14 protein-coding genes are annotated in these 16,185 nt (G+C 75.1%); 3 read left to right on the top strand and 11 right to left on the bottom strand.

Annotated features, from left to right (window positions below; translation table 11 throughout):
• Window positions 1-57 precede the first annotated feature (57 nt).
• From BM385_RS09020 to BM385_RS08985, 9 genes are all read right to left on the bottom strand, one after another.
• Window positions 58-1,140, bottom strand: a complete 1,083-nt coding sequence (locus BM385_RS09020; RefSeq protein WP_093842728.1) for an NADH:flavin oxidoreductase/NADH oxidase — start codon at window positions 1,138-1,140, stop codon at window positions 58-60.
• A 132-nt stretch (window positions 1,141-1,272) separates the two neighbouring features.
• Entirely contained in the window at window positions 1,273-2,628 is a 1,356-nt protein-coding gene (locus tag BM385_RS09015; protein ID WP_093842727.1) for a multidrug effflux MFS transporter, read from the bottom strand.
• A gap of 79 nt (window positions 2,629-2,707) precedes the next feature.
• Window positions 2,708-4,357, bottom strand: a complete 1,650-nt coding sequence (locus BM385_RS09010; RefSeq protein ID WP_093842726.1) for an alkaline phosphatase D family protein — start codon at window positions 4,355-4,357, stop codon at window positions 2,708-2,710.
• 251 nt (window positions 4,358-4,608) lie between these two features.
• The gene (locus tag BM385_RS09005; protein WP_019433043.1) at window positions 4,609-4,887 is read right to left on the bottom strand and encodes a dsRBD fold-containing protein; all 279 of its coding nucleotides are present in this window, start codon (window positions 4,885-4,887) and stop codon (window positions 4,609-4,611) included.
• A 100-nt stretch (window positions 4,888-4,987) separates the two neighbouring features.
• Complete coding sequence (locus tag BM385_RS09000; RefSeq protein ID WP_093842947.1) at window positions 4,988-5,632, bottom strand: DsbA family oxidoreductase; 645 nt, start codon at window positions 5,630-5,632, stop codon at window positions 4,988-4,990.
• Window positions 5,629-5,796 (bottom strand): hypothetical protein, encoded by a 168-nt coding sequence (locus BM385_RS27080; protein ID WP_175542952.1) that lies wholly within the window; start codon window positions 5,794-5,796, stop codon window positions 5,629-5,631. The genes BM385_RS09000 and BM385_RS27080 overlap by 4 nt, the downstream gene beginning before the upstream one ends.
• A 91-nt stretch (window positions 5,797-5,887) precedes the next feature.
• Window positions 5,888-8,902, bottom strand: coding sequence for an AfsR/SARP family transcriptional regulator (locus BM385_RS08995; RefSeq protein WP_093842725.1), 3,015 nt, complete (start codon window positions 8,900-8,902; stop codon window positions 5,888-5,890).
• Between the two features lie 187 nt (window positions 8,903-9,089).
• Window positions 9,090-10,142: a methyltransferase gene (locus BM385_RS08990; protein WP_106438396.1), complete on the bottom strand. Its 1,053-nt coding sequence runs from the start codon at window positions 10,140-10,142 to the stop codon at window positions 9,090-9,092.
• A gap of 278 nt (window positions 10,143-10,420) precedes the next feature.
• Window positions 10,421-11,512 (bottom strand): TetR/AcrR family transcriptional regulator, encoded by a 1,092-nt coding sequence (locus tag BM385_RS08985; protein WP_093842724.1) that lies wholly within the window; start codon window positions 11,510-11,512, stop codon window positions 10,421-10,423.
• Between the two features lie 95 nt (window positions 11,513-11,607).
• Here BM385_RS08985 and BM385_RS28170 point away from each other — a divergent pair, with 95 nt between their 5' ends.
• Together BM385_RS28170 and BM385_RS08975 are read left to right on the top strand one after the other, a co-directional pair.
• On the top strand, window positions 11,608-12,210 hold the full coding sequence (locus BM385_RS28170; RefSeq protein WP_093842723.1) for a transcriptional regulator: 603 nt from the start codon (window positions 11,608-11,610) through the stop codon (window positions 12,208-12,210).
• Window positions 12,207-14,390, top strand: coding sequence for a PEP/pyruvate-binding domain-containing protein (locus tag BM385_RS08975; RefSeq protein ID WP_254791490.1), 2,184 nt, complete (start codon window positions 12,207-12,209; stop codon window positions 14,388-14,390). Before BM385_RS28170 ends, BM385_RS08975 begins: the two co-directional genes overlap by 4 nt.
• 114 nt (window positions 14,391-14,504) lie before the next feature.
• On the opposite strand, the gene BM385_RS08965 is transcribed toward BM385_RS08975, so the two are convergent.
• On the bottom strand, window positions 14,505-14,738 hold the full coding sequence (locus tag BM385_RS08965; RefSeq protein WP_019433052.1) for a hypothetical protein: 234 nt from the start codon (window positions 14,736-14,738) through the stop codon (window positions 14,505-14,507).
• Window positions 14,739-14,967: 229 nt separating this feature from the next.
• Here BM385_RS08965 and BM385_RS08960 point away from each other — a divergent pair, with 229 nt between their 5' ends.
• Entirely contained in the window at window positions 14,968-15,441 is a 474-nt protein-coding gene (locus tag BM385_RS08960) for a hypothetical protein (protein WP_093842722.1), read from the top strand.
• A gap of 38 nt (window positions 15,442-15,479) precedes the next feature.
• Here BM385_RS08960 and BM385_RS08955 read toward each other — a convergent pair whose 3' ends face one another.
• Entirely contained in the window at window positions 15,480-16,154 is a 675-nt protein-coding gene (locus BM385_RS08955; RefSeq protein ID WP_093842721.1) for a TetR/AcrR family transcriptional regulator, read from the bottom strand.
• Window positions 16,155-16,185: the final 31 nt, after the last annotated feature.

The following is a 16,185-nucleotide window of genomic DNA, read 5'->3' as shown; positions in this document are numbered from 1 at the left end:
GGGACTCCCGCACCAGCCGTCCTCCCGTCCCCGGCCCGGGCCACCGCGGGAACCGGCCTAGCGGTCCCGGACCGTGTAGCAGTACTGGTCCGGCCAGCGGGGTTCCGCGCCCAGGGTGAGGGCCGCGTGGTGGGGCCAGTACGGGTTGCGCAGGAGTTCGCGGCCGAGGAAGACGGCGTCCGCGTGGCCTGCGGTGAGGATCCGTTCGGCCTGGGCCGGTTCGGTGATCAGGCCCACCGCCGCCGTCGGGATGCCGGTGGCCGCGCGGGCCTGCGCGGCGAAGGGGACCTGGTAGCCGGGGGCGGTGGTGATGCCGGCGTCGGGGACCATGCCGCCGGTGGAGACGTCCAGCAGGTCGACGCCGTGCCGCCGGAGATCGGCGGCCAGCCGGACGGTGTCCTCGGCGTCCCAGCCGCCGGGGGCCCAGTCGGTGGCCGAGGTGCGGAAGAGGACCGGCAGGTCGGCGGGCCATTCGGCGCGGACCGCCGCCACCACCTCCAGCGCGAACCGGGACCGGCGGGCGGCGTCGCCGCCGTAGGCGTCGGTGCGGTGGTTGCCGAGCGGGGAGAGGAAGGAGTTGATGAGGTAGCCGTGCGCGCCGTGCACCTCGACGACCTGGAAGCCGGCGGCGCGGGCGCGCCGCGCGGCGGCGGCGAAGTCGTCGACCAGCCGGCCGATCTCCGCCACGGTCAGCGCGTGCGGGGCGGGCAGCGGGCCGAACGGGACGGCACTGGGGGCGACGGTGCGCCAGCCGCCCTCGGCTTCGGTGACATACCGCTGGGAGCGCCAGGGCAGGTCGAGCGAGCCCTTGCGGCCGGCGTGCGCGAGCTGGATGCCGGGGACGGCTCCGTGGCCGGTGATGGCCCGGGTGACGCGGGTGAACGCTTCCTGTTGGCGGTCGTTCCACAGGCCCAGGTCCCAGGGGCTGATGCGGCCGTCCGGGCGGACGGCGGTGGATTCCACCATGATCAGCCCGGCGCCGCCGGCGGCGCGGCTCGCCAGGTGGGAGAGGTGGAAGTCGTTGGGGGTGCCGGTGTCGGGTCCGCGGTCGGCGGCCGAGTACATGCACATCGGCGACAGCCACACGCGGTTGGGGATCTGGAGGGAGCGGAGTTTGAGCGGGGTGAACAGAACACTCACGGCGGCGGGTTCCTCCTGCGGAACGGGGCTGCTCGGCCGCCGCCATGATGCGGGCCGCCGTGCCGCGCGGCGCGGAGGCGGGGGGACGGCGGCGGGTCGTGGACCCGGTGCCGCCGTCCCCGGGGCCGCGGGTTACGCGGACGCGGCGGCGGGTGCCGTGGGGGCGGCCTGCGCCGGCCGGCCGCGGCGCGGCAGGCAGAGCAGGACGAAGCACAGCGCGGCCAGCAGGACCGCGGCGAGCTGGACGACGGCCATCGGTACGGCCGTGTCCTCGCCCGCCACGCCGACCAGCGGGGAGGCGATGGCGCCGATGAAGAACTGCGAGGCGCCCAGCAGGGCGGAGGCGGAGCCGGCGGCGTGCGGGGCGCGCATGAGGCCCTCGGAGTTGGCGTTCGGCAGGACGAGGGCCATCAGGCCCATCAGGCAGAAGAGGCCGACCGAGACGGGGATCAGTCCGGCGGTGCCGAACACTCCGGCGGTCATGAGGAGCAGGCCGGTCGCGACGAGGATCAGCAGGGTGAGGCCGATGCCGATGATGCGGGTGAAGGAGACCCGGCCGACGAGGATCTTGCCGTTGATCTGGCTGACCGCGACCAGGGCGATCGAGTTCACCATGAAGAGCAGGCTGAAGGTCTGCGGGGAGGCGCCGTAGATCTCCTGGACGACGAACGGGGAGGCCGCCACGTAGGCGAACAGTGCGGCGAAGGTGAGCGAGCCGACCAGCAGATAGCCGGTGAAGACGCGGTCCTTGAACAGTCCGCCCATGGCGCGCAGGGCGGCGCCGACGCCGCCGCCGTCGCGCTGTCCGGGCGGCAGGGTCTCGGGCAGCCAGCGGGCGACGATCAGGGTGAGGACGAGTCCGGCGGCGGCGAGGGTGAGGAAGACGCCGCGCCAGTCGGTGAGCCGCAGCAACTGGCCGCCGAAGACGGGGGCCAGGATGGGGGCGGCGCCGGAGATGAGCATCAGGGTGGAGAAGAACCGGGCCATGGCGAGGCCGTCGAACATGTCGCGGACGACGGCGCGGGCGATGACGATGCCGGCGGCGCCGGCGATGCCCTGGACGGCGCGGCAGGCGGTGAGCACCTGGACGGTGGGGGCGACGGCGCACAGCAGGGAGGCGGCGACGTAGCAGACCATGCCGACGAGCAGCGGCCGGCGGCGGCCGAGCTGGTCGCTCATGGGGCCGACGATCAGCTGGCCCAGGCCCAGGCCGAGCAGGCAGGCGGTGAGGGTGAGCTGGACGGTGGCGGCGCCGGTGTTCAGGTCCTCGGTGACCTCGGGGAGGGCCGGGAGGTACATGTCGATGGAGAGCGCGGGCAGCGCGGAGAGGCTGCCGAGGATGAGGGTGAGCAGCAGTCCGGCCCGCTGCCGTTTGGTCAGTTCTGGCGCGGGCCGGGTCTGCGGGCTCGGGGTGGCGGTGACGGTGGGGATGGGGTCGGGGACGGAAGCGGGGGCGGCCGTGTTCGGCTGGCTGCCGGGCTGATTCATGCACCTCTCCGGTACTCGCTGAGACCGCCCAATCGTCCCATGATCCGGCCACCGTTCTATATGGTTTTCACTCGGAAGATCACGCCGGGGACAGCCCGGGCTCCCCCGCGCGCGAGACGAACGAGCCCGCCGTGCTCACCGTGCCGCCCGGCTCCGTCACCCCGGAGACCACCCGGTAATCGGCCCGGACCCGCTGTTCGTCCAGGCTGACCAGCACATAACCGCGCCGCCCGTCGTAGAAGCGCAGATGCGGATTGACCGTCATCATCGCCTCCCAGTTGGCCGGGCGCCGGGCACCGTTCCCACCGCTGGAGATCGAGGTGGTGACCAGTTCCACACCGAGGGTCCGGGACGCGGGGTCGTCGAAGTCCTCCTTGATGTCGAACGCGTGATGCACATGCACATCGCCGGTGAACACCACGAGATTGCGCACCCCGCTCTCGCGCACCGAGCGCAGCAACCGCTCCCGCGCCCACGGATAGCCGTCCCAGGCGTCCATGGCCAGCGGCCACGGCTCGGCCAGCTGGTTGCGGCGGCGCGAGACGACGATCTGCTGCGGGACGACGTTCCACAGCGCGCGCGAGGCGCGCCAGCCGTCGGCCAGCCAGCGCTCCTGCGCCGCGCCGAGCAGGTGCCGCCCCGGGGCCGCGGACGCCTCGGTGGGCAGCTTCCAGCCGTCGCCGTTCGCCTGGTCGGCGCGGTACTGGCGGGTGTCCAGCACATCGAGCTGGGCGAGCCGGCCGAAGTGCAGCCGGCGGTACAGCCGCAGGTCGGGGCCCTCGGGCAGCTGGGGGCGGCGCAGCGGCAGGTTCTCGTAGTACGCGCGGTAGGCCGCCGCCCGGCGCACCAGGAACTCCGCCTCGGGGTCCTCGTCCTGGGAGACGGCCGCGGCGTAGTTGTTGTCCACCTCGTGGTCGTCCCAGGTCACGATCCACGGGTGCGCGGCATGGGCGGCCTGGAGGTCGGGGTCGGCGTGGTAGAGCGAGTAGCGCAGCCGGTAGTCGTCGAGGGTGACGGTCTCGCGCTGGTAGTGCGCGGGCAGCTGCCGGTCACCGGTGTAGCCGCGGGCGCCGGCGGCAGCGTTGATCGCGTACTCGTACAGGTAGTCACCGAGGTGGACGACGGCGTCCAGGTCCTCCTCGGCGGCCAGGTGCCGGTACGCGGTGTAGTAGCCCTGGTCGTAGCGCTGGCAGGAGGCGAGCGCGAACCGCAGGCCGCGGCCGACGCGGTCGTGCGGGGCGGGGGCGGTGCGGGTGCGGCCGGTGGCGGAGGTCCACGGTCCGGCCCGGAACCGGTAGTAGTAGTCGGTGCCGGGGGCCAGCCGCCGGGGCTCCACGTGCACCGCGTGGTGGAACTCGGGGTGGGCGAGCACCGTGCCGCCGTCCACGGTGCGGCGGAAGTGGCGGTCGCGGGCCAGTTCCCAGCGGACGGCGACGGGTTCGGGCGGCAGTCCCGAGTCGGCGGCGTAGGGGTCGAGGGCCAGCCGGGTCCAGAGCACCACCGAGTCGGGGAGCGGGTCGCCGGAGGCGATGCCGAGGCTGAAGGGGTCGCCGTCGAGCGCGGCGCCGTCCAGCGGGGCGGCGGCGTGCGCGGTGCCCGCGGTGCCGGGCAGGCCGACGGAGAACGCCAGGGCCGCGGCGGCCCCGGTGACGGTGACGAATCTGCGCCGCGCGAGCGAGCGGGCGGCGGAACGCAGGTGATCGGAGAACTCTTCGGAGATCCGCGTCATGCGGACGAGTGCACCGCGCGCACTCATCCGGCATCTGGCAGGTATCCGTCAACGACATGGCGATCCGGTGACGCCTCGGCAGCGATCCGGCACGCCGTGTCACAGGGGTCTCGCATGCCGCACATCCTGCGCGGTACGGCCCCCCGCCCGCTCCCCCGCCACGCCGGGCGCCCGGCACGCCGCGACGGCGCACCGGGGCACACCCCGGCGCGCCGCGCCCCGCCCGGCGCTCAGCGCCCGGCGCACAACGCTCAGCGCTCGCGCAGTTCGGTCACTTCCTCGTGGGTGTGCGCCTCGATGTCCCGCGCGCCCTGGTACAGCAGCTGATAGGAGAGATCGGACAGGGCCCGGGCCGCCGCCAGCTCGTGGCCGATCACCGGGTCGTACTCGTCACCCGGCTTGGCCTGCGCCGATCCCTCCCCCACCAGTCCGCGCGAGGTCTTGCCCTGCAAGCGGGCCTCGGCCCGGCAGGACCGGCCCTCGTCCTCGATGTCGATCTTGGTCTTCCACGTCTGGTGCGACGACGCCATGACTGCACCTCCAAGCGAGCACTGGGTCCTCTCCCCTCCCATGCTCCCTCCGATGGCCCAGCCTCGCAGCCCGGGAACCCGCCCCGGGCCGCGCGGCGCCTCAGACCCGGCCCCGGGCCGCCCCGGCGGTGCGCAGCGCGTGGAGGAAGGTGTCCACGGGCTGCGCCCCGGAGACCCCGTACGCGCCGTCCAGTACGAAGAACGGCACCCCGCTCACCCCGATCCGCCGCGCCTCGGCCACATCGGCGGCCACCTCGTCCGCGTACGCTCCGCTCTCCAGCACCCGGCGGGTCTCCGTCTCCGCCAGGCCGGCCTCCACCCCGAGCCGCACCAGCGTCTCGATGTCGTCGACCGTCTCGCCCTCGCACAGATGGGCCGCCAGCAGCCGCTCGTGCGCCGCGCCGCCCAGACCCTCGCGGTCCGCGAGCTGGAGCAGCCGGTGCGCGTCCAGGGTGTTGACGGAGATCGAACGGTCCAGGTCGTAGCGGAGCCCCTCGGCCGCCGCCAGCTCGGTGACTTGCCGCTGCATCTCCCGTACCTGCTCGGGGCCTATGCCCTTCTTCCTGGTCAGCATGGCGGCGGTCGGCTCGCGCAGCCCGGCCGGGTGCGCGGGGTCCAGCTGGAAGCTGTGCCAGCGCACCTCCACCCCGGCGGCGTCCTCGTACCGCGCCAACGCGCTCTCCAGCCGCCGCTTGCCGATGTAGCACCAGGGGCAGACGACGTCCGACCACACATCGATCCTCACCGCGCGCACACCCCGTCCGCGTCGCACACGGGCGCGTCGTCCGCGCCGGAGCGGATGATCAGCAGGCCGGGGGCGGGCTCCCCGGGCGCGGGTGCGCCGGGCCCCGCCGGAGGTGTGTCGGGGGCGGCGGGGCCGCCGGTGGCGGGTGCGGGGCTGGTGGACATGGTGGGCTCCGGTGGAACGAGGTCGGTTACTTCCCGTGCGGTACCCCACCGTACGCACGTGCGCCCGGCGGCGGCAGCACGCACTTTCGCCTCAGTCACCCACCTCCGGGTGAGCCCGCTCCCCCACCGCCACCATGCCGGGCGGGCCGGCCGTCCGGTCCACCAGCCGTTCGATGGCCCCCAGCCGCTGCGCCCGCTCCGCCAGCGCGACCAGCCGCCCCAGCAGCGCCTCGGTCAGCTCCGGCGCCCCGCCCAGCTCGCCGGCGAACCCCCGCAGCTCGTCGATCAGCTCCGGCAGTCCGGCCGGCGCGTCCACCGCACCGCAGCCGTCCCGGTGCAGCTCCAGATAGTCCACCAGCCGCCGCGCCGCCCGCTCGGCGGTGGCCCGCGCCGTCACCGCCTCGTCGGCCAGCCGCTCGTCCACCGCCAGGGACAGCAGCGAGGCGATCAGCGCGCTCATCGCGTGCGAGTTGCGCTTGTCCAGCGCCCCGAGCGAGGCGTGCAGTTCGGCCGCGCGCCGCCGGTGGCCCGCCGCCTCGCGGTGCCGGCCCAGATGGTGGTGGGCGTAGCCGAGCAGGTCCATGGTCCGGGCCATGTCCCGCAGTTCGCCCGCCTCCTCCAGGATGCTCAGCGCCCGCTGCGCCGACACCAGCGCCTCCCGGTACTGCCGCATCCGGCCCTGGGCCTTGGCGATGACGCTCAGCGCCGCGCCCTCCCCCACCGTCCAGCCCAGCTCGGCGAAGATGCCCAGCGAGATCCGCGCCTCGGCGAGCATCTTGCGGTAGTCCCCGGTCGAGGCGTGGATGCCAGCCAGCTGCCGGTGCGTGTAGCCGGCGGCCAGCCGGTCGCCCTCCGCCTCGATCAGCTCCAGCGCCCGCAGCAGATGGCGCTCCGCCTCGTCCCACTGCCCGGCGTTGTACTCGGCGCGGCTCAGCCCCCGGTGCCCCAGCGCCATGCCGAGCCGGCTGCCCTCGCGGCCGGCGGCCCGCAGCGCCAGGGTGCTGGTGGCCCGCAGCTCCTCCCAGTGGCCGTTGACGTCGAGGTAATGCCGCACCATCCAGGCCAGCTGCCACACGGTGCGGTCGTGGCCGCAGCGGTAGGCGGTGTCGATGAGCCGCATCAGGGAGGCGTGTTCGGTCTCGAACCAGCGCAGCGCCTCGGCGTACGTGCTCAGCGAGCGGCGGCGCGGCGCGCGCACCGGCGGCATGTCGTCGTGCCGGGACAGGATGCGGGCGGCCTCGTAGGCGGTCTGGAGGTAGTGGTTGAGGACGCGCCGCAGTCCGGCGTCGCGCTCGGCGGTGCCCGCGGTGTCGGCCAGGAGCTCGACGGCGTACGCGTGCACCAGGTCGTGCCAGCCGTACTGGCCGGGGGCGCGCTCCTCCAGCAGGCGCATGGCGGTGAGTTCGTCCAGCAGTTCCTGGGTGCGCGACAGCGGCTGGGCGAGCAGGTCGGCGATGAAGCCGGCCCCGGCGGAGCGGCCCGGGTGCAGCGGCAGCAGCCGGAACAGGCCGGCGGCGGCGGGGCTGAGCGCCCGGTAGGAGGAGGACAGCACGGAGCGGACCCCGGGCGAGCGGTCGGCGCCGGTGAGGAAGGACAGCCGGGCTCGCTCGTCGCACAGTTCGGCGGCGATGGCGGTGAGCGAGAACGCCGGGTTGGCGATGAGCTTGGCGCACACCACGGCGAGCGCCAGCGGCAGCCCGCCGCAGCACTCGGCGATGGCGCGGGCGGCCCGCTCCTGGCCGCGCATCCGCTCGGGCCCGAGCTTGCCGCGCATCAGTTCCAGCGCCTCCTCGGGCCCGAACGGCCGCAGTTCGGTGACCCGGGCGCCGTGCGCGGTGATCAGTCCGGCCAGCGGGGAGCGGCTGGTGACCAGCACCAGCGCGCCGGAGGACGCGGGGATCAGCGGCAGGACGTGCGCGGCGTCGCGCGCGTTGTCGGCGAACAGCAGGACGCGCCGGGCGGCCAGCAGCCGGCGCAGGAACGCGGCGCGGGCCTCGGGGTCGCGCGGGATGCGCTGCCGGGGCACCTCCATGGCCTCGATCAGCAGGTCCACGGCGCGCGCGGTGGGCACCATGGGCCGGTCGGCGTCGAAGCCGTGCAGATTGACGTACAGCTGCCCGTCGGGGTGGTCGGCGCGCAGCCGGTGCGCCAGCAGAGTGGCGAACTCGGTCTTGCCGACCCCGGCCATGCCGCTGACCACGATCACCCGGGCGCCGGCGGCGATGTCGCGGTGGGCGGCGGCCAGATCGGTCTCGCGTCCGACGAATAACGGGGAGGGTGCGGGCAGGTGTTCCGGTCTGGCCGGGCGTACGGGGGCGGTGCGGCCCGCGTCGCCGACCCCGCCGCGCGGCGGGCCGAGCGCCGGGTCGCCGCGCAGGATGCCCTCGTACAGCCGGGTGAGGGAGGCGGCGGGGTCGACGCCGAGTTCGTGGCGGACCAGTTTGCGCACGTGCCCGTAGGCGGAGATGGCCTCGGCCTGCCGCCCGGCCCGGTACAGGGCGAGCATGAGCAGTTCGTGGAACCGTTCGTGCAGCGGGTCCTCGATGACGGCCGTGGACATCAGCTGGACGACCTCGTCGTCGCGGCCCAGGGCGAGCGCGGCGGTGCCGTACAGGTCGAGCGCGCTGGTGCGGGTCTGCCGCAGCCCGACGCGTTCGCGTTCCGCGGCCTCGCCGTGGATGTCGCGCAGCGGCTCGCCGCGCCACAGGTCCAGGGCGCCGCGGCTGAGTTCGGCGGTACCTCGCTCGTCGCCCGCGCCGTGCGCGGCGCGCGCGGCGGCGACCAGGTGGCGGAAGCGGTGGGTGTCGACGGTGGCCGGGTCGACCATGAGCGCGTAGCCCTGGCTGCTGGATTCGATGTGGGCGCCCTGCGGTTCCAGGGTGCGGCGCAGCCGGTGGATGTAGGTGCGCACGGTGCCCCGGGCGCCCTTGGGCGGGGCGCCGTCCCACAGCGCTCCGGACAGCTGGCCGGCGGGTACGGTGCCGCCGGCGTGCAGGAGCAGCACGCTCAGGGTGGAGCGCTGCTGCGGTGATCCGAGCGGGATTTCGGCGCCGTCGTGCCAGGCGCGTACCGGTCCGAGGAGGGAGAAGCACAGCCCCGTTGTCATAGATCCCGTCCTTGGCGCAGGTTCCAGCCGATTGGACGAATGTATGACGTGATGCGGAATCGGGCGACGGTTTACCGTGCAACTGTATGAAGCGGGACGGTCGGTGGCGGGGGCCGGGGGCGCGGGGCCGGGAGCCGGGGGGCCGGGCCGCCCCCGTGGTGCGGCCCGGCCGAGGAGCCCCGGACGGTCAGCCCAGGGGCTCCAGCTCCAGCAGCGAGAACATCGAACGGGTCGGGGAGAGCCCCGTCCGCTTCCAGCCCGCTTCCTCGAACAGCGCGTCGTAGGCGTCCAGGGACCGTTCCCGGCCCGCCGACACCGACAGCATGTTCATGTCGAGCAGGGCGACCGGGTCCGGCGCCCCGGTCTCCCCCAGCAGCGCCTCGATCACCAGGATCCGGGCGCCGGGGCGGGCGGCCCGCCGGCAGTTGCGCAGGATCCTCACGCACTGCTCGTCCGACCAGTCGTGCAGCACCCACTTGAGCAGGTAGTAGTCGGCCTCCGGCACGCTCTCGAAGAAGTCCCCCGCGACTCCCTCGAAACGCTCCGCCACCCCCGCCGCCTCGGCGGCGGCGTGCCCGGCCGGCACCACGTGCGGCAGGTCGAACAGCACGCCCTCGACGTGCGCGTGCTCGGCCAGCAGCCCCAGCAGCAGCGCCCCGTCCGCGCCGCCGATGTCCGCGATCCGGACCGCGCCGTCCAGATCGAGCAGCGCGACCGTGTCCTGCACCACCTGTTCGGTGGCGTTCGTCATGGCCCGGGAGAACAGCGCCGCGTCCTCCGGGTGCTGGGCGAGATAGGTGAACAGATCGGAACCCAGGGCGCGTTCCCACTGCGGGCGGCCCTCGCGCACCGCCTCCGGGAACGGCTGCCACACCTGCCAGTGCGCCGGGGCGCCCGACAACAGCGCCGCGTCCCGCAGCGAACCGGGCACCCCCTCGCGCAGCAGCGCGCCGACCGGCGTCAGCGCGAACCGCCCGCCGCCCTCGTGCGCCAGCAGCCCGATCGAGGCGCACGCCCGCAGCAGCCGGTGCGTGGCGCCGGGGTGGCTGGACTCCCGCTCCGCGATCTCCTCGGCCGTCCGGGCGCCGTCCGCGATGTGATCGGTGACCCGCAGCACGGCGGCGGCCCGGACCACCTGGGTGATCCAGTGCGCCGTCGTCATCTGGTACAGCGCCTGCGCGTGCTGAGCCGCTTCCGCCTCCGCGGCGGACAGCTCGGGCGCGGTGCCGGTCAATGGCATGGACGTCCTCGTTCCGGAATATCGGTGGTGATGGATCGATCCCGGAAGCGTGGCGCGGCATCACATCCGGTGGGTCCGGATGGCTCCCCGTACCACCCGGACCCACCGGTGCGACCGCTCCGTTCCTCGGGATGGAGTATGTGTAGAGCCCGCCTGTCGACAAAGCGTTGACGCCGTGCGGGGGCGGCGTCGATACGGGCGGGGCGGGACGCGCCGGGCGGGAAGGCGGGCGTACGGGCCGGGGCCGGTCAGGCCGCTCGGCACCGGCCGCACCGCGCTCAGGACCGGTCGCGCACGCCGTGTACGGCCGCCGCGTGCCCGGCGCCGCGCCCCTCGGCGCGGGCCGTGATCAGCCCGTCCCGCAGCCGGACCGCGAACTCCGTGCCGTCACCGGCCGGTGACCGCAGCCCCAGCGCGGCCGGGACCGCGCCGTCCGGGTCGTGCACGAGGCGCGGCAGGGGCAGCCCGGCCGCCGGGAAGACCCGGCGCAGACAGCCGGCGAGATCGGTGACCCGCAGCCGTACCAGGGCGCCGGTCCCGGCGGGATCACCCGACACCACGACGACGGTCACCGCCTCGCCCGGCCGGGCCGCGCGCAGCGCCTCCTCGGCGGCGGCCAGCCGTCCGGCGCCCAGCACCACCAGCACCCCGTCGGCGCCCGCGTCCAGCGGGCCGCCGCCGATCCCGTCGCGCAGCCCGCGCGGCGCCGTCCACGGTTCGGCCGCCGGCCGGGCGGGGGCGACGTACGGCAGATGGGCGGGGCCGAGGTCCGCGCCGCCGGCCGGGAGCGCGGCCAGATGCCCGGCGGCGCGCGCCAGTTCGAAGGGGTCACCGGCGCCGGGGGCCTGCTCGGCGAGCGAGGCCGCGCCGTACAGCAGGGTGAGCGCCAGTTCGGCCACCCGCACCGCGTGCGGCGGTACGGTGCGGTCGCCCTCCACCGCCAGCGCGAGCAGCAGCGCCTCGAACCGGACGAGCTGGGCGAGCGCGGTACGGGCCGCGTCGTCCTCGATCACCGGGGTGAGCGACCGCAGTTGGAGGTGCCCGTGGTGCGGGCTGTCGCCGGCCAGCGGCAGCCGTTCCAGCCAGACGCGGGCGAACGCGTTCAGCGCCTGCTCGCGGGAGCCGGGCGGCGCGGCCGGCGGCGCGGCGGACGCCAGCTCCCGCTCGGCGGCGTCGCAGAGCACGGCGAGGTAGAGGGCGCGTTTCCCGGCGAAGTTGGAGTAGACGGCGCCCCGGGTGAGTTCGGCCCGTTCGGCGATGCGGTCCACCTTCGCCGCCGCGTACCCGTGCGCGGCGAACTCCGCCCGGGCCGCCACCAGTACGGCGGCGCGGGTCCGCTGCTGCTGCTGCGCGCGGGTCAGTCTCGCCATCGTGTGTTCCCTTCCGTTCGCGGTGTGTCATGATACGGCGACCATCCAGATGATGACGTCATCCGAAAACACCTGCCATCGGAGTTGAGCTGACCGTGCACGACGACCTGACGGTGCTGCACGCCCTGCGCTGCGCCGGCACCTGTGGCCTGGACCGCCTCGCCGCGATCACCGGCCTCGACGCCCCCGCCCTCGAATCCCGCCTCATCGACCTCGGCGCCGCCGGACTCGCCACCCGCACCACCGGCTTCGCCCCCGGCTGGCAGCTCACCGAGGCCGGCCGCGCCGCCGACGCCGCCCGCGTCACCGCCGAACTGGACGCCGCCGACGCCCGCCCCGCCGTCACCGCCGCCTTCCGGCGGTTCCTCGTCCTCAACCCCGAATTGCTCGACCTGTGCGCCGCCTGGCAACTGCGCACCCTCGACGGCGTCACCACCGCCAACGACCACCGCGACGCCGCCTACGACGCCCGCGTCCTGGACCGGTTCGCCGACCTCGACCGGCGCGCCGCCCCCGTCTGCGCCGAACTGACCGCCGCCCTCCCCCGCTTCGGCCGCTACCCGCTGCGGCTGCGCACCGCCCTGGACCGCGCCGCCGCCGGCGACACCGTGCACGTCACCGACAGCACCGCCTCGTACCACACCGTCTGGGCGGAACTCCACGAAGACCTGCTCGCCACCCTCGGAATCCCGCGATGACCCCCTGGATCCGCCCGCTCACCGCCACCACCGAGGGAGGCCCGGACACCCTGGGCGCCAAGGCCCACGGCCTCGTCCTCGCCCACCGCCTCGGCCTCCCGGTGCCGCCCGCCTTCGTCGTCACCACCGACGCCTGCCGCGCCTACCTTCGCGACGGGCGGCTCCCCGGCGGACTCCACCGCGAACTCGCCGCCGCCGTCGCCCGCCTCGAAGCCGCCACCGGCCGCGCCTTCGGCGGACCCGGCGCGCCCCTGGCCGTCTCGGTGCGCTCCGGGGCCGCCCACTCCATGCCCGGCATGATGACCACCGTCCTCAACCTCGGCCTCACCACCGGCGCCACCGCCCGCCTCGCCGCCGAGACCGGCGACCCCGCGTTCGCCCGGGACTCCCGGCGCCGGCTGCTCACCGGCATCGCCACCGCGCTCGGCGCCGACCCCGCCCCCGGCGACGACCCCGACCGCCTGCTGCGCCGCATCCGGGACCGGCGGGACGGACGGCCTTTCCCCGACGACGCGCCCGGCCAGCTCACCCTCGCCCTCGAAACGGTCTTCTCCTCCTGGCACACCCCCCGCGCCCGCACCTACCGCGCCCTCCACGACATCCCGCACGACCTCGGTACCGCCGCCGTCGTCCAGGCCATGGTCTTCGGCAACCGGGACGCCCGCAGCGGCAGCGGCGTCGCCTTCAGCCGCGACCCCACCACCGGCGCCAACACCCCGTACGGCGACGTCCTCTTCGGCCACCAGGGCGAGGACGTCGTCTCCGGCACCGCCACCACCCACCCGCTGCCCGCGCTCGCCGACCGCGAACCCGCCGTGTGGCAGGCGCTGCGCGCCGCCCTGCACCGCGCCGAGGCGCATTACCGCGACGCCTGCTACGCCGAGTTCACCTTCCAGGCCGGCACCCTGTGGATCCTCCAGCTCCGGCCCGGCCGCTTCACCTCGGGCGCCGCCGTCCGGCTCGCCACCGAACTCGCCGACGCGGGCGTCATCACCCGCCGCGAAGCCGTCCGCCGCGTGACGCCCCGGCAGCTCGGCCACCTCCGCGTCCCGCGCCTCGCCGATCCGGCGGGCGCCGACCTGCTGACCCGGGGCATCGGCGCCGTCCCGGGCGTCGCCACCGGCCGGATCGCGACCACCGCCGACCGCGCGGCCCGCCTCGGACCCGGTACGCCGGTCATCCTGGTCCGCCCGGAAACCTCCCCGCACGACCTGCACGGCCTCGCCGCCGCCACCGGCGTCCTCACCGCGCGCGGCGGCCCCGCCGGCCACGCCGCCGTCGTCGCCCGCTCCCTCGGCCGGCCCGCCGTCGTCGGCGCCCGGGACCTCACCGTCGACCCCGGCCGGGGCACCGTCACGGCCGGCGGACGCACCCTGCCCGAAGGCACCCTCCTCACCCTCGACGGCACCGGCGGCCACGTCGCCCTCGGCGCCCCGCCGCTCACCACCGGCGACGCCGACGGCCGGCTCGACCGCTGCTCGGCTGGGCGGACGCCCTCTCCGGCGACACCACACCACGTGATCCCGCCGCACGCCTCGCCGCCGCGCACGCCGCCCTGGGCCACCCCGCCCCCTGACCGGAAGGACACCCCCGTGGCGACCCGCCACCTCTACCTCCTGCGGCACGGCGCCGCCGACGCCCTCGGCCACCTCACCCCGGCCGGTGAACGGCAGGCCGATCTGACCGGCCGCCGCCTGGCCCGCCTCCCGGTCGACGCGGTGTGGCACTCACCCCTCCCGCGCGCCGAACGCTCCGCCCGTATCCTCGCCACCCACCTGCCGCGCGCCACCGTCGCGGCGGCGCCCGAACTCGTCGACCACATCCCGCACGTCCCCGCCGACCCGCCGCCGGCCTGGGCTCCGTTCTTCGACGGCTACGACGCCGAGGAGGCCGCCGCGGGCGAACGCCTGGCCGACGCCCTGACCGCCCGCTTCGCCCGCCCCGCCCCGGCCGAGACGCACGAGGTGCTCGTCACGCACGCCTACCCGGTGGCCTGGCTGGTCCGCGACGCCCTGAACGCCCCCCGCCCGGCCTGGCTCGGCCTCAGCTGCGGCAACACGGCCCTGACCGTCATCGAGTACCGCGACACCACCACCCCCACCCTGGTGCTCCACAACGACATGGGCCACCTCCCCACCGACCTCCGCTGGACCGGCTTCGGCCCGGGCCTCCACCCCTGACGGCCGCCACCCGACGGGACACGGATCACGGATGCGGGCACGGGAAAGGGGTACTCCGACGACCAGGGAGCGGAGACGCCGGAGTGCCACTCACCATCCACAGGAACACGCAGCTCACCAGCCCATGTCCCGCGCCACATCCTCCCGGGCCGCGGCGAGTTCCTCCTCGGTGGACGCCATCACGTCCGTGTCGCACTCCAAAGCTGACGCCAGATCGGCCAGTGCCTGCTTCTGTGCGGGGTGGTCCACGGGCACCGTGTTCAGGTCCGTACTCATGAGCCAGTCGAAGAGCACAACGGCGTCCGCACGCCACAACCGCACCGTCACCGAAGGCAGATCATCAGGCATCCGCCGATCATGGCACCACACAGCGGCAATCCGTCCGGCGAGGCCCACCGCGCGGTGGACCGCCGCGGGCGGCGCGCCGCACTTCGCCCTTCCCGGTCAGTTGCCGGGACGGCCCGCCGGGGACCGGCCCGTGTTTGAATGCCGCCCATGAACGAGATGGCACCCGCCCGGATACCGACCGGTGCGGTGCGGTCGCCGGAGCCGGCGCGTCCGTCCGGAGCCGGCTGAGATGGCGCGCGAGGGGGCCGGGGCCGGATCCCGCACGGCGGGTTTCCTCCGGCTGGTGTGCGCGGCGGCGCTGGTGGAAGGGCCGGTCGCCGGTGTGGCCCTGGTGGTGCTCGCCGTGCTGCTGGTGGTGCTGCACGGCGCGTGGTGGGCCGCCGCGTTCGCCCTGTGCGGCGGGGTGGTTCTCGGCGCGGTGCTGCACTTTCTGGGGCTGACCACCGGCCTGGAGGCGGACCGGTCGGGCGCTGCCGCGTCAGGGGTGGCGACGGGACGGGCGATCGGCAGGTGCGCCGGTGTCCTGCTCGGCGTGACGGCGGTGGTGCTGCCGCCGGCCACGACCACCGCCGCGTTCGTCCTCGCCGTTCAGGGGAGGCCGGGCACGGCCACCGGGACGGCGCTGGCCGGTCTGGCCGTCGCCCCCGTGCTCCTCCTGGCCACCACCGCCGCCCTGCACCGGCCGCCCGCCCCGCGTTCCTGACCGCGCCGGAACCCTCTGGCCCCGGGGAGGAGCGGGGGTCAAGCGGAGGCGCGGGCGAGCGTGCCCGCGATGAGTGTGGCCAGCAGGTCGGACAGGGTGGTCGTGAAGTCCAGCTTGTAGGCGGTGAGCGAGGGGTCGGCCTCGTAGGCGGCGAGCATCGCCCGGGAGGGCCGCGCATGGGTCCACACGGCGCCGATGGCCATGATCATGGCGGCGGTCAACTGCGGTGCGTTGTCGCCGAGTTCGGGAATGTGCTGCCGGGCCAGCGCCGCGATGCCGACGACGTTGGCCACGGCCGCCTGCTTGGAGCGGGCGGCCACCTCCGGGGAGACGTTGTGTTCCAGCACGCTCGCCTGGGCGCTCAGCAGGTCGCACAGGACCTGGCGCTCGGCGAGCGAGCGGGCCACAGTGGCGGCGAACTGCTCTCCCCGCCGTCCCACCGGAGCATCCGCGCGGACGGCGGCGTCCAGCAGAGCGGGCAGGTCGGCCGTCCACTGCCGCCAGGCGCGGTCGAGCAGGGCGAGCAGGATCGCCTCACGTGATTCGAAGTAGCGCAGCACGTTGGACTTCGCCAGCCCGACGCGGCGGCTCAGTTCGTTCAGGCTGAGCTCGCCGACGGGCATCTCCTCCAGCATGCGGGCAGTGGTGTCGAGGACGGCCCGGCGCCGGATCTCGCGCTGCTCCTCGCTGCGCGCGCGCTGGAAGTTCGGCATGCGGCCATGCTACAGACCGCCGGTCTTTTGA

Origin of the sequence: Streptomyces harbinensis (assembly GCF_900116145.1) — a bacterium.
Taxonomy (GTDB): domain Bacteria; phylum Actinomycetota; class Actinomycetes; order Streptomycetales; family Streptomycetaceae; genus Streptomyces; species Streptomyces carpaticus.
The sequence above is the reverse complement of the archived record's forward strand: the minus strand, read 5'-3'. Positions and strand labels throughout refer to the sequence as shown.

Bases quoted from the DNA above. Each gene is read 5' to 3' on its own strand.
- BM385_RS09015 (WP_093842727.1), bottom strand. From the start codon at position 2,628: ATGAATCAGCCCGGCAGCCAGCCGAACACGGCCGCCCCCGCTTCCGTC.
- BM385_RS09010 (WP_093842726.1), bottom strand. From the start codon at position 4,357: ATGACGCGGATCTCCGAAGAGTTCTCCGATCACCTGCGTTCCGCCGCC.
- BM385_RS09005 (WP_019433043.1), bottom strand. From the start codon at position 4,887: ATGGCGTCGTCGCACCAGACGTGGAAGACCAAGATCGACATCGAGGAC.
- BM385_RS27080 (WP_175542952.1), bottom strand. From the start codon at position 5,796: ATGTCCACCAGCCCCGCACCCGCCACCGGCGGCCCCGCCGCCCCCGAC.
- BM385_RS08995 (WP_093842725.1), bottom strand. From the start codon at position 8,902: ATGACAACGGGGCTGTGCTTCTCCCTCCTCGGACCGGTACGCGCCTGG.
- BM385_RS08990 (WP_106438396.1), bottom strand. From the start codon at position 10,142: ATGCCATTGACCGGCACCGCGCCCGAGCTGTCCGCCGCGGAGGCGGAA.
- BM385_RS08985 (WP_093842724.1), bottom strand. From the start codon at position 11,512: ATGGCGAGACTGACCCGCGCGCAGCAGCAGCAGCGGACCCGCGCCGCC.
- BM385_RS08975 (WP_254791490.1), top strand. From the start codon at position 12,207: ATGACCCCCTGGATCCGCCCGCTCACCGCCACCACCGAGGGAGGCCCG.
- BM385_RS08965 (WP_019433052.1), bottom strand. From the start codon at position 14,738: ATGCCTGATGATCTGCCTTCGGTGACGGTGCGGTTGTGGCGTGCGGAC.
- BM385_RS08960 (WP_093842722.1), top strand. From the start codon at position 14,968: ATGGCGCGCGAGGGGGCCGGGGCCGGATCCCGCACGGCGGGTTTCCTC.
- BM385_RS08955 (WP_093842721.1), bottom strand. From the start codon at position 16,154: ATGCCGAACTTCCAGCGCGCGCGCAGCGAGGAGCAGCGCGAGATCCGG.